The sequence below is a fragment of the Glutamicibacter uratoxydans genome (assembly GCF_006539925.1).
GTDB lineage: Bacteria > Actinomycetota > Actinomycetes > Actinomycetales > Micrococcaceae > Glutamicibacter > Glutamicibacter uratoxydans.
The window spans coordinates 1-16,291 of the sequence record NZ_BJNY01000032.1 but is presented as its reverse complement, the minus strand read 5'-3'; the positions used below and the strand labels follow the sequence as shown (position 1 = coordinate 16,291).

Here is a 16,291-nt window from a genome sequence, read left to right as displayed (position 1 = left end):
TTACCTCCACAAATTGAAATTTCTCGGGACATCCTCGATGTCCCGAGGAATTTTTTTTATGCGGTCGCTCATTCTATTTCAATGAATCATTGCTTCTCAGCGTTCGAGGAGCGCGCGAGTGGTGGATTCAGGCCGCAGGTCGAGGCGGCGCAGCAGTTGCGCATTGAGTGCGACGACGACGGTCGACAGCGACATCAGGATGGCGCCGACAGACATCGGAAGCACAAACCCCACCGGAGCGAGCACTCCTGCCGCAAGCGGCACGGAGACCAGATTGTATCCGGCCGCCCACCATAGGTTCTGTTTCATCTTCCGGTATGCAGAACGCGATAGCTCGATCACAGAAAGCACCGAACGGGGATCGTCGCTGGCGAGAATCGCCCCAGCAGATGCGATGGCCACATCTGTGCCGGCCCCAATGGCCAGTCCGACATCAGCCTGCGCCAAGGCAGGGGCGTCGTTGACTCCGTCGCCGACCATGGCGACCTTCCGGCCTTCGGCCTGCAGTTCCCTCACTTTCGCGGCCTTGTCCTCGGGCCGGACCCCGGCGAACACGCGGTCGATGCCGAGATCGTCAGCAACGGCGCGGGCGACTGCTTCCGCGTCACCGGTGATCATCACGACCTGAACGCCCAGCGCGTGCAGCGCATCAACTGCTTCTCGCGACTCCGGGCGGACCTCGTCGGCGAGCTTGAGCGCACCGATCACCTGCCCATCCTTCACCACGTGCAGGATGATCGCCCCGTCGTCGCGCCACCGGTTGGCAATCTGAAGTTCGGCCGCGTGTTCCTCGGCCAGCAGATGCGGGCCGCCAACGCGAATCGTTGATCCCTTCACGGCTGCGGTGACTCCGACCGCCGGCGACGAGGCAAAGTCTCGGCTTGCCGGGATAGTGAGCTGCTTGAGCTCTGCCGCTCGCACGATCGCTTTGGCGAGCGGGTGTTCGCTGTCCGATTCAGCGGCCGCCGCCAGGGCGAGCAGGTGGTCCGGATCGATACCCTCCACGGCAGAAACCTCCGTGACGGATGGTTCGCCCTTGGTGAGGGTGCCGGTCTTGTCGAAGAGCACTGTGTCCACGGTGCGCATGCTCTCCAAAGCCAGACGGTCCTTGACCAGCACGCCGCCGCGGGCGGCGCGTTCGGTCGCGATGGACACCACCAGCGGAATCGCGAGTCCCAGTGCGTGAGGGCAGGCGATCACGAGCACGGTGATGGTCCGGATGACCGCGTCGTCGGGCAGGCCTACTATGCTCCAGATGAGTGCGGTGATTGCAGCAGAGCCCAGCGCAAACCAGAACAGCCAGCCTGCGGCGGTATCCGCCAGGCGCTGTGCCCGCGACGACGAATTCTGCGCCTCGGTGACAAGACGCTGGATTCCAGCCAGGGTGGTGTCATCGCCGGTGGCGGTGATCTCGATCCGCAGCCCTGAATCGGTGGCAACTGTCCCGGCGGTGACCAGGTCGCCAATGGTGCGCGCCACGGTGCGGGATTCGCCGGTGACCATCGATTCGTCCATCGCCGCGCGTCCCTCCACGATACGCCCATCTGCGGGGATGCTGCCGCCGGGACGGACCACGACCACATCACCGACACTGAGCACAGCAGGGGAGACGACGACAATCTGCCCGTCCTCGACCCGCTCGGCTTCGTCAGGCAGCAACGCCGCAAGAGAGTCCAAAGCCGAGGTTGTCTGGGCCAGGGAGCGCATCTCGATCCAATGCCCGAGCAACATGATCACGATCAGCAGAGCGAGCTCCCACCAGAAGTCGAGCTCGTGGTGGATCAGGCCAAGACTCGCTCCCCAGGAAGCGAAGAATGCCACGGTAATCGCAAGTCCGATCAGCAGCATCATGCCAGGCTTGCGGGACCGGATCTCCGAAACCGCCCCGCTGAGGAACGGTTTGCCTCCCCATGCGTACATGATGGTTCCGAGTACTGGGGATACCCATTGCAGGCCCGGGATATTCGGCAGCGTGTAGCCAAGGATCATCGCGAACATCCCCGACAAGGCGACTGTCGGGATAGCGATGGCCAGCATGATCCAGAACAGGTGGCGGAACTGGCCGACATGATCTCCATGTCCTGAATGGCCGCCGTGGCCTGCGTGTTCCATCGGGGCATCGTGCTGCATCTGTGCAGCATGGCCGTTGTGTGCATCCTGCGTCATCAATGCAGCGGGGTGGCCGCTGTGTTCGGCGTGGTGGTCATGCGGCTCGTGGAGCGTTGGATTGGTTGACGGAACGTGCAGGTGGTTCATTGGTCCGTCTGGTTTCTGGGCTGTGTGCCCGTCATGATGTCCGTTCGAAGGATCGTGGTGGTGTGTCATGATGGCCTCTCTCAAGCCATGGAAGTGGGGACGCTGTGCCTCAGCATCATTGGGGACTGTTTAGTGGACGCATCCGCGAACTGAATCGTGCTGTCCACGTCGGCGATCTGCTCCACATCGGGGTAGAGGAGGGCGCTGCTGAGTTCGCAGCTCATCCTGCCTGACTGGTGCTTGCTCGTGGTGCACATTTCGCTAGCCTTCGTGAATTATCAAATACCCCATAGGGGTATTTATTGAGCCAACCATATACCCATAGGGGGTATTTCTGTCAAGGATTGTGAGGCAATCACCACGCGGACGTGCATCTGCCTAATGAGCACGTCATTTGCCTAGAAAGTTCCGGCTAGGCCGAGAATGGCGCTTCAGCAGTAGGCTTCGTGTTCGCGTCGAATCACACCTGGTTGATTGAATCCGATTGCAACAACGCTTCTTCCGTGGCTGCGGGTTCGGTAGGCCGGAAGTTTTGGAGCGGGGATTACAGGAGTTCTGATATTGGAGGAAGTCCACATGCTGAGTAGTTCCGGCAGCAGGTGTTTCGCCACCTTCACGGGAATCTGCCAGATATTACGAAAAAATGAAGTAAAACACCGTTGTGAACACTGAGGTGTTTTGTGTATCGACTATCCACAAATAGACTACATGCGAATATTTAGATTCTCATTCGAAGATATTCACTCAAAGACGCCCAACTCTGTTCAATGGTCAGGCAACGCCTTGATCTCCTTCTCGGACGTTTGAAAGGTCCCACTCTTGATTCACAACAACCACCCGGAGATGAATGCTCCGGTGCCAGCTTCTACCACTGCTTCGTCGGTTGGGCGGCGACGCTTCCTTGCAGGAGCTTCCGGAATTCTGGCTTTGGCCACGCTGACAGCCTGCGGCGCCAGTTCGACGACTGCTGCAGCTTCTGCCGAGCCAACAGCTGACACGCCAGTTCCGCGGTCGCCCGAAGAAGCATTGAAAGCCCTCAAGGCGGGAAATGAGCGCTTTACTGCGGGGCAGATGATCCACCCACATCAGGGCGAAAGCATCCGGAAGGAAGTTGCAGGACACCAAGCACCGTGGGCATTAGTTCATGGCTGTGTCGATTCGCGCGTGGCACCAGAAGTCGTCTTCGACCAAGGCATCGGAGATCTTTTTGTGACGCGTACTGCCGGGGCAGTACTTGATGACACCATCGTAGGAAGCATGGAGTTTGCGGTCAGCGCGCCATATGCTGTGCCAGTTCTGGTGATTCTTGGACACACCTCCTGCGGAGCCGTGACCGGGACAGTGAAGGGCCTGAAAAAGAACCCAAAGGATCCGTCACTGCCGGCAGAGATGAACGATTTCGCTCAGGAAATTGCGCCGATTGCGCGAAAGGTCCCGGTCGAGGGCACCGAGGCAGAACACATTAATGCAGTGGTCCGCGCCAATACTGTCGCGGTAGCCCAGGGCCTGGTTAAGCGCTCGGCAATCATCCGCAAGGCTGTCGACGAGGGCACGACGAAGGTTGTCGCCGCCGTTTACAATCTTGAAACCGGCGCCATCGATTGGGAAGTAGCGGCCTAAGTCCAAGTGGTCATGCTGGATCGGCGCTTTCCGCCGAAAGCGCCGATCCAGTGTACTGAAAGAGCCCAATTTTGTGCCGCGTTATTCGGCCCTGAAAATTCCTATACCGAGGCGGACTTGCGGCTGACCATCTCGTTGATCCAGATGGGTGCGAACGGAGATGTGCAACCCGGGGGCGTAGGATAGTCGGCCAGTACCTGCAGCTTTTCTCCAATTGTCAGCGCGCGTTCACGCAGCTGCTCATGCTCGATTCCGATCTGTGCAAGGGTATTGTTCATCGCCCATTGCAAGCGCTCCGGAGCCGACTTCATGTCAGCTTCAATGGTGTCCAGCAGGCCGCCCAAGTCCAAATTCTGTGGAGCCTTGACTACTTGATGGGCAGTTAATTCCCAGCCTGCGCTGGCGACAATAGGATCCTGATCCGCGATGAGAACCTTGCGAAGCTCTTCAAGATACTTGCTCTTCTTGGCAACATAGTTCACGAACCAGCCTTGAACCTTGGGAGTCTTGGCTTCGCGCAGCCAGCGTTCAAGTTCATCAAGGCTGTAGCCCTTGGGCTTGCAGATGAGAATCGCAACCAATCTGGTCGCTGTGTCTCCTGTGGCCCAGAGTTCTTCTGAGAGTTCTTGGTTGCTCTTTAGCGCTTTGGCTAAGGCACGCAGCTTTGTCAGGTTGACCCCCAAGTCATCTCCGTGCTTTTCGTTGACCGCACGCATTTTGGGGTTCTCAAGCTCCGCAAGTGCGGCTTGCACGTCAGCGACCGAGCTTTGCGGCGTCAGGACCGTATTCATTTCATCTCCTTGGCTAAAGACTTGCGCTCAAGACTATCTGCCACAGGCTGCCGCAGAATAGTTCTCAATTTCTCCGGCGCAACTCGCCGCGGATCCGACAGGTAGATTTCGTGGTGTTTTCCCGTCAGCTTCATTTGTTGCTCATCAATGAACTGGTGCATCCGTTCCAGAACAGGTGCTTCATCATCGTAGGACCCGTGATGCAGCACCTGTACGCAGCTACCCTCCTCCAGGGAATCCAATCGCAGCTTCTGGTGCACCGGAAGTTGCTTTGATGCGCTGGCAGCTTCAAGTGCGAGACAAAAATCCTCGCGGGTTATCCAGTCAGGCACGGCCAGCATCATGGTCCAGTCCCACGCGGATTTATCGCGTGAAATGGTGAATGAGTCCATGTCCTCGGCCCACCACAAGCCTTCCAGCGGTGGAACCACGTAATCGCGCCCGGAGGCCTTGCTGGCAAATTTGAGCTTATATGCGACCGGATACAAGGTCTGCAGGGCGTGCTGATAACTCGGCTCGTTATTTGGATCTCCGTGCCCGTCAATCATGAGGTAGGTAGCCGCCGGTAGCGTGAGCAACTGGAACTTTGATGAGGCGCGGTATGCTTCTGTCTTCTTGAAATCGAACTTCTCCATCAGAACCACTTACGCCACTTGAAGACGCCATAGAGTCCCGCGGCGAACACAACCATGAGCAATACGGCCGCCGGGTAGCCGAAGGACCAATGGAGCTCGGGCATGTCGTCAAAGTTCATGCCGTAGATGGCGGCGATGAGCGTCGGAGCGAAGAGAATTGCTGCCCACCCCGAGATCTTTTTCATGTCCTCGTTTTGGCGCTGGGCCACGAGGGTTGAATTAACGTTGAGGATCTGCGAGAGGGCTTCTCGGTATTCCATCGTTTGGGTGTGGGCGCGGGTCAGGTGGTCGCTGACGTCCTGCAGATAGGTCTGCAACTCGGCTGGGACGTTGTACTTGCTGAAGCCCGCTGCGAGAGCCTGGACCACCTCGATTAAGGAAGCAGTCGCGTGCTGCATGTCGATGACTTCTTGGCTAAGCCGGTAGATGCGTTCGGTGACCGCGGCGTCCCCGCTGAACACCTGGCGCTCAATCTGTTCCTTGTCGATGCCCAAGCCCTGAAGCACTGGCACGTAGCCGTCGACAATTTCATCCAACAGGCGGTAGAGCACCGCCTCGGCCCCCATCTTCAGCAGCGATGGGTCGCTGAGTAGTTGCTGTCCGCTGGCGATCTCTCCGCTGAGGATCGCCTGGGCCCACTGGCCGCCCGGGGTGCCGTCGATCCATCGGTTGTCCTGGCACAGGATGGCAATTGCGCCCCTGCGCAGCAGGATGTGGAACTCTGAGAGCTCAACTTCTTCAAGCTCATCAAGGTAGAGCGCCGAACGCACCACTAAGAGCTTGACCTCGCCATAGCGTTCGAGCTTTGGACGCTGGCCGGCGTGAAGCAGGTCCTCGACCAGCACCGGGTGCAGGTCCCATGATTCTGCCAGCTCCTGGACATCGGCGAAATCGGGTGCCGGGTAGAGGCTCAATGCGATACGGTTCTCGCTGCCCGCCGAGTAGTCGAGTGCTGAAGCGGCGGTAGTACCGTTGGGTGCCTGCGTGACCAGGCCGTCCTGGACGAATCTGAAGACCGGATTCACATGGCTCTTGCTGCGCTGAGGGGCGCGCACCCCGCGGCGGTGGTCTCTGACCATGGGCAGACTCCTTGCTCTGGAGCGAACGGCTAGGCCGCCAGCCAAGTGCGGTGCGGCTCTTGAATGAACATACACGAGGCCGGCATCCGCATCAGCGAACCCGGCCGTGAAAATTGTGGAGCTAAGGGGAATTGAACCCCTGACCTCATCAAAGTGTAGGCCTGATGGTCCTTCTTACTAGTCAGGGTGGATATGCCGATTTTTGGGATTTTTTCATCTTGGGGCGAAATCCCTAGTCACGACGATTACCGACGTATTTTTCGATCTTGGTTATCCGTGGGGTTATTTTTTGGTTACCGAATCCGAGGCTCTTGGATCCAGTGATTGGTTAACCCATTCTTAGTATAATCACAGGTCAGGAACGGATTCAATCGGACAAGATTCTCGCGAGCCGTAAAAATTGGTGGCTGAAGGAACCCCGGTTTCGATTTACCGGGGTTCCGTCGTTCTAGAAGAGGGCTCCCTCGAAGTGTGGTTTTCGATCTTTTGCCAAAGTCGGCCATTTAACACCAACGCGAGTGAGGTATTCCACATTTAGCTGTTGTCCGCCAACAATCTGCTCGAGCAAGTTTGCCTGGCGTTCCTCGAGGTGTACTAGGTGAGTGAGAATCACAAGGATTTCGTGTAACTCTTTAGACCAGTCTGACGGCCAGCTTGTGGCAATTAGATCATTCAACGGTGACGTCTTCTTGCCTTTTGGATTCTTGCGTCGATAACCAACCCAAGACTCAACAACAGAGATTCCACCTACAGTGTATTCCCAAACTTTTGGATCTACGTTTGTCCAGACGCCCTTCCCAAGCGTCAGCGTTCGTGTCGTTGGCTCGTAGATAACTGACTCAGGCATTTCAGCGCCTACAGTTCTTGAATATTCAGGCAGTGGAACCCCTGTGAACGCATCGAAAATACTTGAGATTCCCACAGGAGCTTCACCTCGTTTCCCAAAGGTATGCAACCAGATAATTGTTTGTCCTAGCCGTACGCTTTGCTCCCACAAATCAGTGGAAGATGTCAGTGGAAGCCGGTTACTGTAGTGGGTCAGCTCGTCTTTGAACATGGATACGTATTCTGGATGTGCAGTTGTGGCCGCAAGGTAGGCCGCTACATGCTCTACTTCAACTTTTACGCCAAAATGCTCGGATAGGGCTTCCAATAATCCTGGCGCTATATTGGCGCTGCCATCAGGGTGATAGATCGGGAATGCCCGCCCTCCTCGGTTATTGAAGTAGTTCATGTCCGGCATGAGCTCGGAAAACATAACGCCAGGGCCTTTCCCTGGGAAGCGGGCATGCTGCTCTGCAATGAACAGTTGTTTTTCTGACCTTGCTGCCCACAACGAAGGACTAGGCATGTGAAGGAGTCGGTTGTCCGCAATAATGTACTGCCGGTCAAAGGACCTGTAACCTACCGGAACAATGGAGGGTGCGTGTGGCCATTCAACTTCTTCAAAGGGCACATGTGTTTCCCGCTCTGTACCTTCTCCCGGGAGCGGCCGTTTTGCTTTTGTCAGAGACGTGTCTCTAGTTTCCCTGAACTTTTGAGCTTTTAGATCTCGGTCAGTTTCGAGCAGCAGATCGTTCCAACGCTGTTCTAGAATCTCTGAACTTGGGTTATAGACCCAAGTTTTGTTCGGCTTGATCCCCGGCGCAGCCCAAGGAAAAATATCGCCGAGTACGAGGTAATCTGCCCACACTTCGCCTGCTGCTGGAACGAATCCGTCAGTCCAATCAGTGCTTGTTTGAATAAAAGACTCATCGTCCAAGCGAAGGTTTCCTAGTGCCTGGAACTTTTGCTCGCGAAGTCCATGCAGCTCTGTGTACTTAATCTCGGCTGGCACGGTTGGGTCATTTTTCTGGTCACGGATAAATATTGCAATGGCCACTTCTGTCTCAATGTTGAAGACTGTAGTGTTTGCCGGTGGTTGTTTACCCTCTGGGGTCAGATTGATGATCCAGCCGCGCGAGGTGTTTTCGCGGATCCACTGGCGCATACCCTTAAAGCCAGGCCCATTCAGGTAACCCGTTGCGGTGATAAAGCAAACGACGCCATGATGGCTGCCTGGTGTGCTTTCGAAGACTTTCCACATAGCCCAACGCCAGAAGTAAACGTAGAGATTCTTGAGCACGTACTCGAGGCGTCCATTGCCCGGTAGGCGGAAGTCATCTAGAGGAGCCTTTGGACGACGGAGGTCGCCACTCTCGACCCATCCACCTAAACCCTCAGACTTGTCCTTATAAGGTGGATTGCCGATGCACACCTGAATAGGTGTCTCGACTTTCATGCGATTGGCGCGTTGACGCTGCTCCGCAATGAGCTGCAAAGTGTAGCTCAGTTGCCGTGATGAACCTGCATTCGGATCTTCGAGGGTGTCGGCAACATACAGGTTTAGGCCACCAGCTGGCAGTGCTCCACCGAAGTCTTTCACCGCTTGCGTGAGGCGAAGTTCTGCAACGGAGAATGGTCCAGATTGTAGCTCGATGCCATAGAGACGCTCGGCAGCAGAGGACACCGCATCGCTGACAGCGCCCTGCCCATATTTGGATGCTTCATCTGCCACATGGCGGAGGACGGAAAGAGGATAGGTGCCCGTGCCCATGGCCGGATCAATGACAGCAACAGACTCAGCAGATAGACCGTCGGGTGTGCCCAGGAATGTTTTGAGCGCTTCATCAGTCAGTCGTGTCATCGAGTCGACGATTTCAACGGGCGTATAGAACGAACCAGACTTCTTGCGCTTTTCCGGGTCATACGCGCTGAGGAAGTGCTCGTAGAGATGCAAGTAAACATCTTGCCTACCTTGCGAAATGTGATCCCATTTGGTTGCTGAAAGAGTACGGACAATAGTCTCGATAGCCAGGCCAACTGTGGACTCGGCGATGTGCTCGGTGAGGAGGTCTAGCGCACGACCTAACAGAGTATGGCTGGCTTGCAAGCGCTTGGCAATTTCAGGGATCTGCAGACCATCTAGCTTGATCCCCTCAGAGAGACCGACGACCAGTGCGAAAACCACTGTCTGAGCGAAGCCGTCAGCAAATTCTTCGTCGGTGGCTCGCGGGTACAGGCTTGCGCGCCAGTCGCGGTGAAGTCCAATGAAAGGTCGCATGCTCGCGTCCAGATTATTGGCTTTGGCGAAGCGGCGGTCGGCCTTTAGAGATTCTAACACTTCTTCGCGAAGCATCACGGCCAGCGGTGCGATCGTATCGACCAGCTTGCCTACCGAAGTAATTGGCGTCGGAGTCCACGTAAGGAAGCTAGTCAGCAGGGGCAGGAAAGAAGCCGGCGCAGTCAGCTGCCCTTTGTGTGTAGCTAAGCTAGGAGTGTGGAGCGATGAATCCGCAATCAGCTCACCGTAACGCCACAGGCGCCAATCAGTGCCATTTGTGTGGAGTAGATTTGGAAGATTGCTCAGTCGCTGCCACTGCCGCGCATTATGGGAAGTCTTGGCATAGGTTGATGGGTCTAGGGAGACGCCAGGTTTCTTCAGCTCGACATGGCCTGACATTAGCCCATTGATGCGGATGCCGTAATCGGGACGTACTGCGCCTGAGTCTTCACGCACTTCACGGTGCATGACAGCTTTGAGGCCAAGTAGCTCTTGCGCTACTCCGGTGACGAGCTCTGTGACGGGCTGGGAGAGTGCTGCTTCTGGCTCGCCAGGACCATTAAGCAGATCCTTTGCGAGTGCGCCGTACCCTTTGACCAAATCTGAAAGATCAACCATGGTCAAAACTTTACTGTGAGTAGCGACAATAAGTAGAACATTCCTCAATGGGCGTGGTCGAAATTGCCCCCACCCCTCCACCCGTAGACTCGTAACCTCGCCAGTATTGCTATCCCTACGCTGCCCACCATGTCAAGCCCAAATATCAAGCCTGCTTTCTGCTCCATCGTGATGGGCACATGCTGATGCATGTACACATTTCGGCCTGAACAGGGATTCTATGAGGAAACCCGCGGGCTGGATTTGATGCAAAACGACGTTTCGTCGGCCAAGAAATCCCCGAAAAAATGTGAAAGTTCATTCGTATGATCGCATAACAACAGCGACTATCTAAACCGGTTGAACATTGACTCGATCGCTGCAGCGTCCCCGGATTCGGAGGAGGAGCCCGAACCTCGATACCCGTCTATGTCATCGTCCATATCAACGCTCGATAATAGCTCGTCTCGACGCTCGTCAAGATCTATAACGGAGTCCGGCAGTTCTAACCTCTCTGCAATTCTGATTAGGCCGTCAAAGTCGACTTCGTTTTTCAGGGAACTGTTCCATATTTCATTTTCTACCAGGTCTTCGAAAATGGAAACTGTGTCGCTGGGGAACTCTTCTTCAAAAAATTCTTCGATGATATCGAGATATGCACCCCAGTCATCTGGGTCTGCAAAAGTTTTGTTGTCCCACAGCTTTGCTAGGGCAAGTTTGAAGGATTGCAGTTGGGTATGAAGCCGGTCTGCAATCTGTGGGAATCGCAGTAGCCGGATGACGTCGCTAGGCCGCCCTTTTCCTTCGGCCCAGCTGGAAAGCAAATAGTCCACAGTAGAACCCCACCATGACTCACTTGGAAGTAGCGAGTTAGGCAGTGAAAGCAGTGCGAGGAGCAGCCTGTCAATCTGATTCTTTTGATTCATTTGCTGGTCCAGTAGGCGGACGACTGACTCAGTGAATATGTGCGAAACTGGTTGTAAGTTGAATCGTGGCGTGGTTGATTTGAGTTTGACGAATGAATATCTTGAGCTCTCGTCTTGACGCCCTGCCGTAGCCACAGTTAACAGCTGTTCAATGGCTACAGCATTCTTAATTATCCTTTCAATTGACTGATTGTCATCTTCCAAAATGGAGAGTACAAATTCCCGAACCGTAGGACTGTCAAAATTCACTGAGATCGTATTGCCAGACTTCTCAGTTTTTACAAAAGTCTGCTCCAGAGTCCGTAGTGCGAGCTTGGTTTCACGCCCCGTCACATGTTGACTGTTTTGATAGCTTGTCGCAATCGCTGTTGTAAGGAGCTCAACTGATACACCTTGGAATGAGCATAAAGTCTGCAGAATGCGGCGTTGAAGCTCGTTAAGGTGCCGGTCGTATGCATTTGTCCATAGCTTTACTGGGTTGTCGAGGATGCCGGTGAATTGAGATAAATAGTCTGTACCTGCGTCGCGCAGCAAGTCTCCTGTAGCGTACTTAATTAGTCGCGGATTGAAACCTCTGTGATCAACAACTGATTTCCAGCCTCCATCGGAAAACTGCGAACTAAGCTGTGACGGAAGCTCGGAATGATAGACATGATTGTAAAGAATCTTAGCCTTTGCGTTTCGTGAATACGATGGTAACGCAAGTGCGAGGCGTGAACTGAAGCCTATCTCCTCTAAACTTAGGTATGTCTGTTCGGCATCGCGCAGAATGTACTCGCGTGTGGTGAGTACAAGGAGGTGCTTCTTGCTTTTTGAAACTTTCTCCATGAACTCAACGATGCGCCTGTCTTCGTTTTTGTTAAGTTTTTCCGACAGGGCGATGGCACCGAGGAAATCGTCATAGAGGAAGAACTGTTTTCGGTTGGGGTCAAACATTCTCCAACCAGTTTCTATGTCGTCGGAGATCTCGATGGGTTCAAATCCATGGTTAGCAGCGTCCACTATCAACGAGTGCGCTAACATGGTCTTTCCAACCCCTGGAGGACCTGCGATAAGGCAAGTTCGTTCAGCGTTAAGAATATCTTTGGCCTTATCGAAGTTTATAGTGTGAACGAATCGAGTCATATCTTCTTGTGCCCGCTCGAGAAGTCTGGCAGAGGCGTTTATCGTTCCAGAATTTATGACGTTGAACAGTACGCCACCTGAATTCAGCCACAGTTTCACGTGCTCACGTTCAACCTCTGAATGTCGGGCAATTAATGAATCAATATCAGTGCCAGAATAGACGTCATCCGACGAAATCATCCAGCGACCGAAGAGCTTATAGAGCTCATCCTTCTGGCCAACCGTGAGCTCTTGCGAGGTTATGAAAAAGTAGCGACTTGGGTTTAGTTTCTCGACCTTGGACACTTCATCTTTTGCTGCTCTGAGTAAACCTGAATAGGAAGTTTTCACGTAGTGCTTGCACTGGGCTATGCCAACCGTTTTTGGCGTCGGACGCCAGCGCAGGTCGATCCCCTGATCGCGCCCGGCTGCAAAGCGCTCAACCGGGAGTCTAAGATCGCGAGTGAATAAATCGGCGCAGAGCTCTTCGAATTCAATATCTGATAGTGAAGCAAAAATTTCGCACCTATTAATTAACCAACCATTACTGGAAAATAGCTAATCTGGACATGCCGGGAAACTTATCAGGCAGCCATTTTCGGAATTGCGGGCACCAGCTGCCGTCTAAGCAGCTCCCATGGCTGGGAGTTACTCGCTGCGCGCAGTGCCCGTTGGCCGCGCTGTTTGGCGGACATCGCTGGTTCTCCCGGTTCTAGTCGTTACTCTGTTCGAGCAATCATTATCCGGCTGGAGTGGGATGGCGACCCTTTGACGTAATGTGCAGAGTTGTACCCATCGAGATCGCCTTTGGTCTAATGGGTAGTTTAATGCACCTTAGGAGGTGCCATGTCTAATTCCTCACTCGAGCCTGTTGTCGTGCCATGTTTTAAGAACTGAAAATTGATATGTACGTTGACCTGTAAATTTAGGTGACGCGCGGGCCTGATGTGAATCTTGGATCTGCGACTACCAGTCAGCCCTAGCGGGCCACCGCGCCGTCTGCAGCCCAGCCCTCCGGGCCAGAAGCCGGGAAAGTCCGTTGTGATTGGCCGGTACAACGCAAAGAGGGCGATCCGAATGCCAATGCGATCCTCAGGTGTGAAACCTGATCGAAGAACCTTGGAAACTAGGTAGCTGAGCTGGCATTGGCGAAGCCAGAAAGTCTGTAGCAAGAGTGGCCAAACCTCGACAAGCCTGAGATAAGTTACTGGACGTAGCCCTTACCAAATTGTTGACTCGATGTGTTTGGATGTGCGTGGTGACGACTCGTGGTTCGTGATGTTTTCTTAGAGCCCGGCTTCTGCAGAATAGCGCTTGAAGGTACTCCTGTTCTTCCAACTTGGTAAGTATTGATATCAGTTGTCCATGAAGCCATGAGTTTCAGTGTCCACGAAGTCGCGAGATTCCACACCACGTAGCTGGAATGGAGGTACCGTTTCACCCTATTCCGCACGGCTCCCATTTTTATACCCACTCCACTGGCCTCCCGCCAGATCGGGGTTCCTGGGTTTGCTTTTGGCAGCTGTGCAGTCGCGCTGGTAATACTTGGATATGGCTAATTTGTTGGGGTTCAAATTTCAGGGGTACAGAAGCTTTTCAAGCGAACGGCCGGCAGTGCTGTATCCGCTGAGCAAGATCAATTTGATCGCTGGTCAAAACAACACCGGAAAGTCGAATGTCTTGAGAGTCATCTCGGCAACCTACTCCGAAAACAAACGAAGCCTCTCCGTATTGGATCGCCCTCAAGGTGTAGCAGAGAGTCATTTTGAAACCTTGGAATTTTTGAGCATTGACCGGCTTTTTGAGCTTCCCAATCCGAAAAATGCTACGGGCGATTTTCGAGAGGATCTCAAAAAATTTATGCTCGATGAAGGTCTTGATTCGGTTCATCAGCCTGTTGAAGGTGTCTGGTTGCCAGTTGGAGATGAAGGAAGTCTTGAGCGAGCTTCGATTGAGCAATTGTCTATGCAATTTCACAACACCAGCACATCGCAGAACCTGATCGGGAAGATATCTTCAACTTCATCGACATCAAAAGGCTACAACGAAGCTATTATCTTGAGGTGGATCTTCAATGATGTGCCACCTCCACGCAGGGCTTTTACTGTCGAAGGTGGCCGTTCGATATCAGCGGACAATGACGCTGAGCCTGACTTGAATGGTGCCAGTATCAAGCGTCGACTCTTGAAATTGCAGAACCCGACCACTGACAAGCTTAATGACAAAAACCTATTTGCCAAGATTCAAGATTTCGTTCGGGCAGTTCTCGACGATGACAGTATTACGATCGAGATTCCTTACGATCTATCCACCATCCACGTAACGCAAAACGGTGTGACTTTGCCTATTGAGAATTTAGGCACCGGTGTTCATGAAGTTGTGATCCTTGCGGCTGCCGCGACTGTCGTTCGAGACTCAATATTATGTATCGAAGAGCCTGAAGTTCATCTACATCCAGTTCTCCAGCGCAAGTTGCTGCGCTACTTACACCATGAGACAACCAACCAATACTTCATTGCGACACACTCCGCACACATGCTGGACTCTGCGCTGGGGTCAATCTTTCATGTCTCTAAACACAGCGGATTTTCTGAGGTACGCTATGCCGGGTCAGCCAGTGAGCGGTCTGCCATCTGCGCAGATCTTGGATACCGACCTTCCGATCTTGTCCAGACAAACGCCATTATTTGGGTCGAGGGACCATCGGATCGTATCTACATCAAGCACTGGATTGAGGCACTTGCTCCAGGCGAATTTATTGAGGGCACCCACTATTCGATCATGTTCTACGGAGGCGGGCTGCTGAACGCTCTGTCGCCGTCAGATTTAGAAGAAGTTGATGATTTTATTTCACTACGCAAGCTCAACCGATACATGGCTATCGTCATAGATTCCGATAAAAAGTCTCCTCAAGCCCGCCTCAATGCCAGCAAGCGAAGAGTAATTGATGAGCTGAAGGAAGACCCAAAGACAGGCTTTGCGTGGGTTACTGCTGGCTACACCATAGAAAACTACATTCCAGAAGAAGCTCTTAGTAGGGCGATTAAACTGGTGCATTCTAAAAGTACCAAGGACAACAAGTTTGCTGATCAGACTCGTTGGGCGAACCCGCTTTCGTCTGAACGGTTGGGGACGAAGCCCAGTAAAAACTTGATCGCGAAGGCTGTAGTTTCCGAAAAAGTTACTGACTGGCCGTTTGACCTTAAAGAAAACATTGGAAGATTGATTGATTTGATCCGACAGGCAAACTCGCACACATAGACAAAGTAGCCGCTGACTGAGACCACTACAGACGGAAAATGTTTTCAAATTGAAACTTAAAGCAAAGGCGACCTCTGGAATGGTGGTGAATTTTCGATATAAAATTCGCTAAGAAGCATTATGGAATTTGATCTTGGGGTTGAATTCTTTGTGTCTTCTTGGTGGCGGTCCTCACTCGCAAAGTTGGTACCGCCACCACTTGAGCTCGATAGTGAGGTGTCGATGCAGAGGCGAGAAAATCGTGTCACTTGGCACCTGGACAGGGCTGTGGTGGAGCAGCTAGATACAGTCGACGGCGACAAGACTATTGAGCAGGCGCTAGCTAATGCCGGCATCATGAAGGCCAGGCAGCGAAGCCCCACGGCGATTGGCTAGATGGAGCGGTTGGAGGAGCTACTTTGAGGGCTCGTCAGAATTGAGGGAATAGAGACGTGGTGGGATTAGTGGGGCTTAGCCGTTCTGTACCCGCAGGCGTTTCCCGCCTTGGAGCTTCGTGCCGGTTTTGGTTCCAGCCAGCCAAGTGGCCACGTCTTCGATTGCGTAATGAAGGTCGCGGCCAGTACCGCGGGCCGACCAGTTGGCCAGCGTTCGAGGACGAAGCCGGAGGTAAGTCGCCAGCCCGGGGCGGGAGAAAACCTGGCCAGGGGCGAAGGTTTCTGGGCGGAGGACCAAAATTTTTGCTGTCATGCAATGGAGGTGTGTGGCTACAGCTCGCCAGTTCACGGCGTTAGGCAAATATTTATGTGAAGTGCGTCACATTGGAGAAATTCTTAGGCTTGGAAGGCGTGGATTTGGACGAAATGGAGGCCGGCAAAACACTCCGATTTTGTCGATCTTGGTTATTTCGTGGTTAGAAAATGTGCCCATCCAGTAGGGCAACCTAATCGCCAATGTCACGCAGGAAATTTTGTGGAGCTAA

12 protein-coding genes are annotated in these 16,291 nt (G+C 53.7%); 3 read left to right on the top strand and 9 right to left on the bottom strand.

The window, feature by feature from the left end; translation table 11 throughout:
• Nucleotides 1-96 precede the first annotated feature (96 nt).
• The 3 genes from AUR04nite_RS17320 to AUR04nite_RS18005 form a co-directional block, all read right to left on the bottom strand.
• Nucleotides 97-2,325, bottom strand: coding sequence for a heavy metal translocating P-type ATPase (locus tag AUR04nite_RS17320; protein ID WP_407646718.1), 2,229 nt, complete (start codon nucleotides 2,323-2,325; stop codon nucleotides 97-99).
• A gap of 11 nt (nucleotides 2,326-2,336) precedes the next feature.
• Nucleotides 2,337-2,513 (bottom strand): hypothetical protein, encoded by a 177-nt coding sequence (locus tag AUR04nite_RS18010; RefSeq protein ID WP_170184267.1) that lies wholly within the window; start codon nucleotides 2,511-2,513, stop codon nucleotides 2,337-2,339.
• Nucleotides 2,514-3,080: 567 nt separating this feature from the next.
• Complete coding sequence (locus AUR04nite_RS18005; protein WP_170184266.1) at nucleotides 3,081-3,254, bottom strand: hypothetical protein; 174 nt, start codon at nucleotides 3,252-3,254, stop codon at nucleotides 3,081-3,083.
• 73 nt (nucleotides 3,255-3,327) lie between these two features.
• Between AUR04nite_RS18005 and AUR04nite_RS18000 the strand changes: the two genes are divergently transcribed.
• The gene (locus AUR04nite_RS18000) at nucleotides 3,328-3,876 is read left to right on the top strand and encodes a carbonic anhydrase (protein WP_281285139.1); all 549 of its coding nucleotides are present in this window, start codon (nucleotides 3,328-3,330) and stop codon (nucleotides 3,874-3,876) included.
• A 101-nt stretch (nucleotides 3,877-3,977) separates the two neighbouring features.
• Here AUR04nite_RS18000 and AUR04nite_RS17310 read toward each other — a convergent pair whose 3' ends face one another.
• The 5 genes from AUR04nite_RS17310 to AUR04nite_RS17290 form a co-directional block, all read right to left on the bottom strand.
• Nucleotides 3,978-4,667 carry a DNA alkylation repair protein gene (locus AUR04nite_RS17310; RefSeq protein ID WP_141367481.1) on the bottom strand — a complete coding sequence of 230 codons (690 nt, stop codon included), beginning with the start codon at nucleotides 4,665-4,667 and terminating at the stop codon, nucleotides 3,978-3,980.
• Nucleotides 4,664-5,302 (bottom strand): GyrI-like domain-containing protein, encoded by a 639-nt coding sequence (locus AUR04nite_RS17305; RefSeq protein WP_218024704.1) that lies wholly within the window; start codon nucleotides 5,300-5,302, stop codon nucleotides 4,664-4,666. Before AUR04nite_RS17305 ends, AUR04nite_RS17310 begins: the two co-directional genes overlap by 4 nt.
• Nucleotides 5,302-6,381 carry a magnesium and cobalt transport protein CorA gene (locus AUR04nite_RS17300; RefSeq protein ID WP_141367477.1) on the bottom strand — a complete coding sequence of 360 codons (1,080 nt, stop codon included), beginning with the start codon at nucleotides 6,379-6,381 and terminating at the stop codon, nucleotides 5,302-5,304. The genes AUR04nite_RS17305 and AUR04nite_RS17300 overlap by 1 nt, the downstream gene beginning before the upstream one ends.
• 448 nt (nucleotides 6,382-6,829) lie before the next feature.
• Complete coding sequence (locus AUR04nite_RS17295) at nucleotides 6,830-10,102, bottom strand: type ISP restriction/modification enzyme (RefSeq protein WP_141367474.1); 3,273 nt, start codon at nucleotides 10,100-10,102, stop codon at nucleotides 6,830-6,832.
• A gap of 326 nt (nucleotides 10,103-10,428) precedes the next feature.
• A complete protein-coding gene (locus AUR04nite_RS17290) occupies nucleotides 10,429-12,609 on the bottom strand; it encodes an nSTAND3 domain-containing NTPase (protein ID WP_343883977.1) in 2,181 nt (726 codons plus the stop codon).
• Nucleotides 12,610-13,662: 1,053 nt separating this feature from the next.
• On the opposite strand from AUR04nite_RS17290, the gene AUR04nite_RS17285 reads away from it, so the two are divergent.
• Entirely contained in the window at nucleotides 13,663-15,372 is a 1,710-nt protein-coding gene (locus AUR04nite_RS17285) for an AAA family ATPase (protein WP_141367469.1), read from the top strand.
• A 120-nt stretch (nucleotides 15,373-15,492) separates the two neighbouring features.
• Nucleotides 15,493-15,747 carry a hypothetical protein gene (locus tag AUR04nite_RS17280; RefSeq protein WP_141367467.1) on the top strand — a complete coding sequence of 85 codons (255 nt, stop codon included), beginning with the start codon at nucleotides 15,493-15,495 and terminating at the stop codon, nucleotides 15,745-15,747.
• A 75-nt stretch (nucleotides 15,748-15,822) separates the two neighbouring features.
• Here AUR04nite_RS17280 and AUR04nite_RS17275 read toward each other — a convergent pair whose 3' ends face one another.
• On the bottom strand, nucleotides 15,823-16,059 hold the full coding sequence (locus AUR04nite_RS17275) for a hypothetical protein (protein WP_141367465.1): 237 nt from the start codon (nucleotides 16,057-16,059) through the stop codon (nucleotides 15,823-15,825).
• Between the last annotated feature and the right edge of the window lie 232 nt (nucleotides 16,060-16,291).

Coding starts and splice junctions, on each gene's coding strand:
- AUR04nite_RS17295 (WP_141367474.1), bottom strand. CDS start 10,102: ATGGTTGATCTTTCAGATTTGGTCAAAGGGTACGGCGCACTCGCAAAG.
- AUR04nite_RS17305 (WP_218024704.1), bottom strand. CDS start 5,302: ATGGAGAAGTTCGATTTCAAGAAGACAGAAGCATACCGCGCCTCATCA.
- AUR04nite_RS17280 (WP_141367467.1), top strand. CDS start 15,493: ATGGAATTTGATCTTGGGGTTGAATTCTTTGTGTCTTCTTGGTGGCGG.
- AUR04nite_RS17285 (WP_141367469.1), top strand. CDS start 13,663: ATGGCTAATTTGTTGGGGTTCAAATTTCAGGGGTACAGAAGCTTTTCA.
- AUR04nite_RS17320 (WP_407646718.1), bottom strand. CDS start 2,325: ATGACACACCACCACGATCCTTCGAACGGACATCATGACGGGCACACA.
- AUR04nite_RS17300 (WP_141367477.1), bottom strand. CDS start 6,381: ATGGTCAGAGACCACCGCCGCGGGGTGCGCGCCCCTCAGCGCAGCAAG.
- AUR04nite_RS17310 (WP_141367481.1), bottom strand. CDS start 4,667: ATGAATACGGTCCTGACGCCGCAAAGCTCGGTCGCTGACGTGCAAGCC.
- AUR04nite_RS18000 (WP_281285139.1), top strand. CDS start 3,328: ATGATCCACCCACATCAGGGCGAAAGCATCCGGAAGGAAGTTGCAGGA.
- AUR04nite_RS18010 (WP_170184267.1), bottom strand. CDS start 2,513: ATGTGCACCACGAGCAAGCACCAGTCAGGCAGGATGAGCTGCGAACTC.
- AUR04nite_RS17275 (WP_141367465.1), bottom strand. CDS start 16,059: ATGACAGCAAAAATTTTGGTCCTCCGCCCAGAAACCTTCGCCCCTGGC.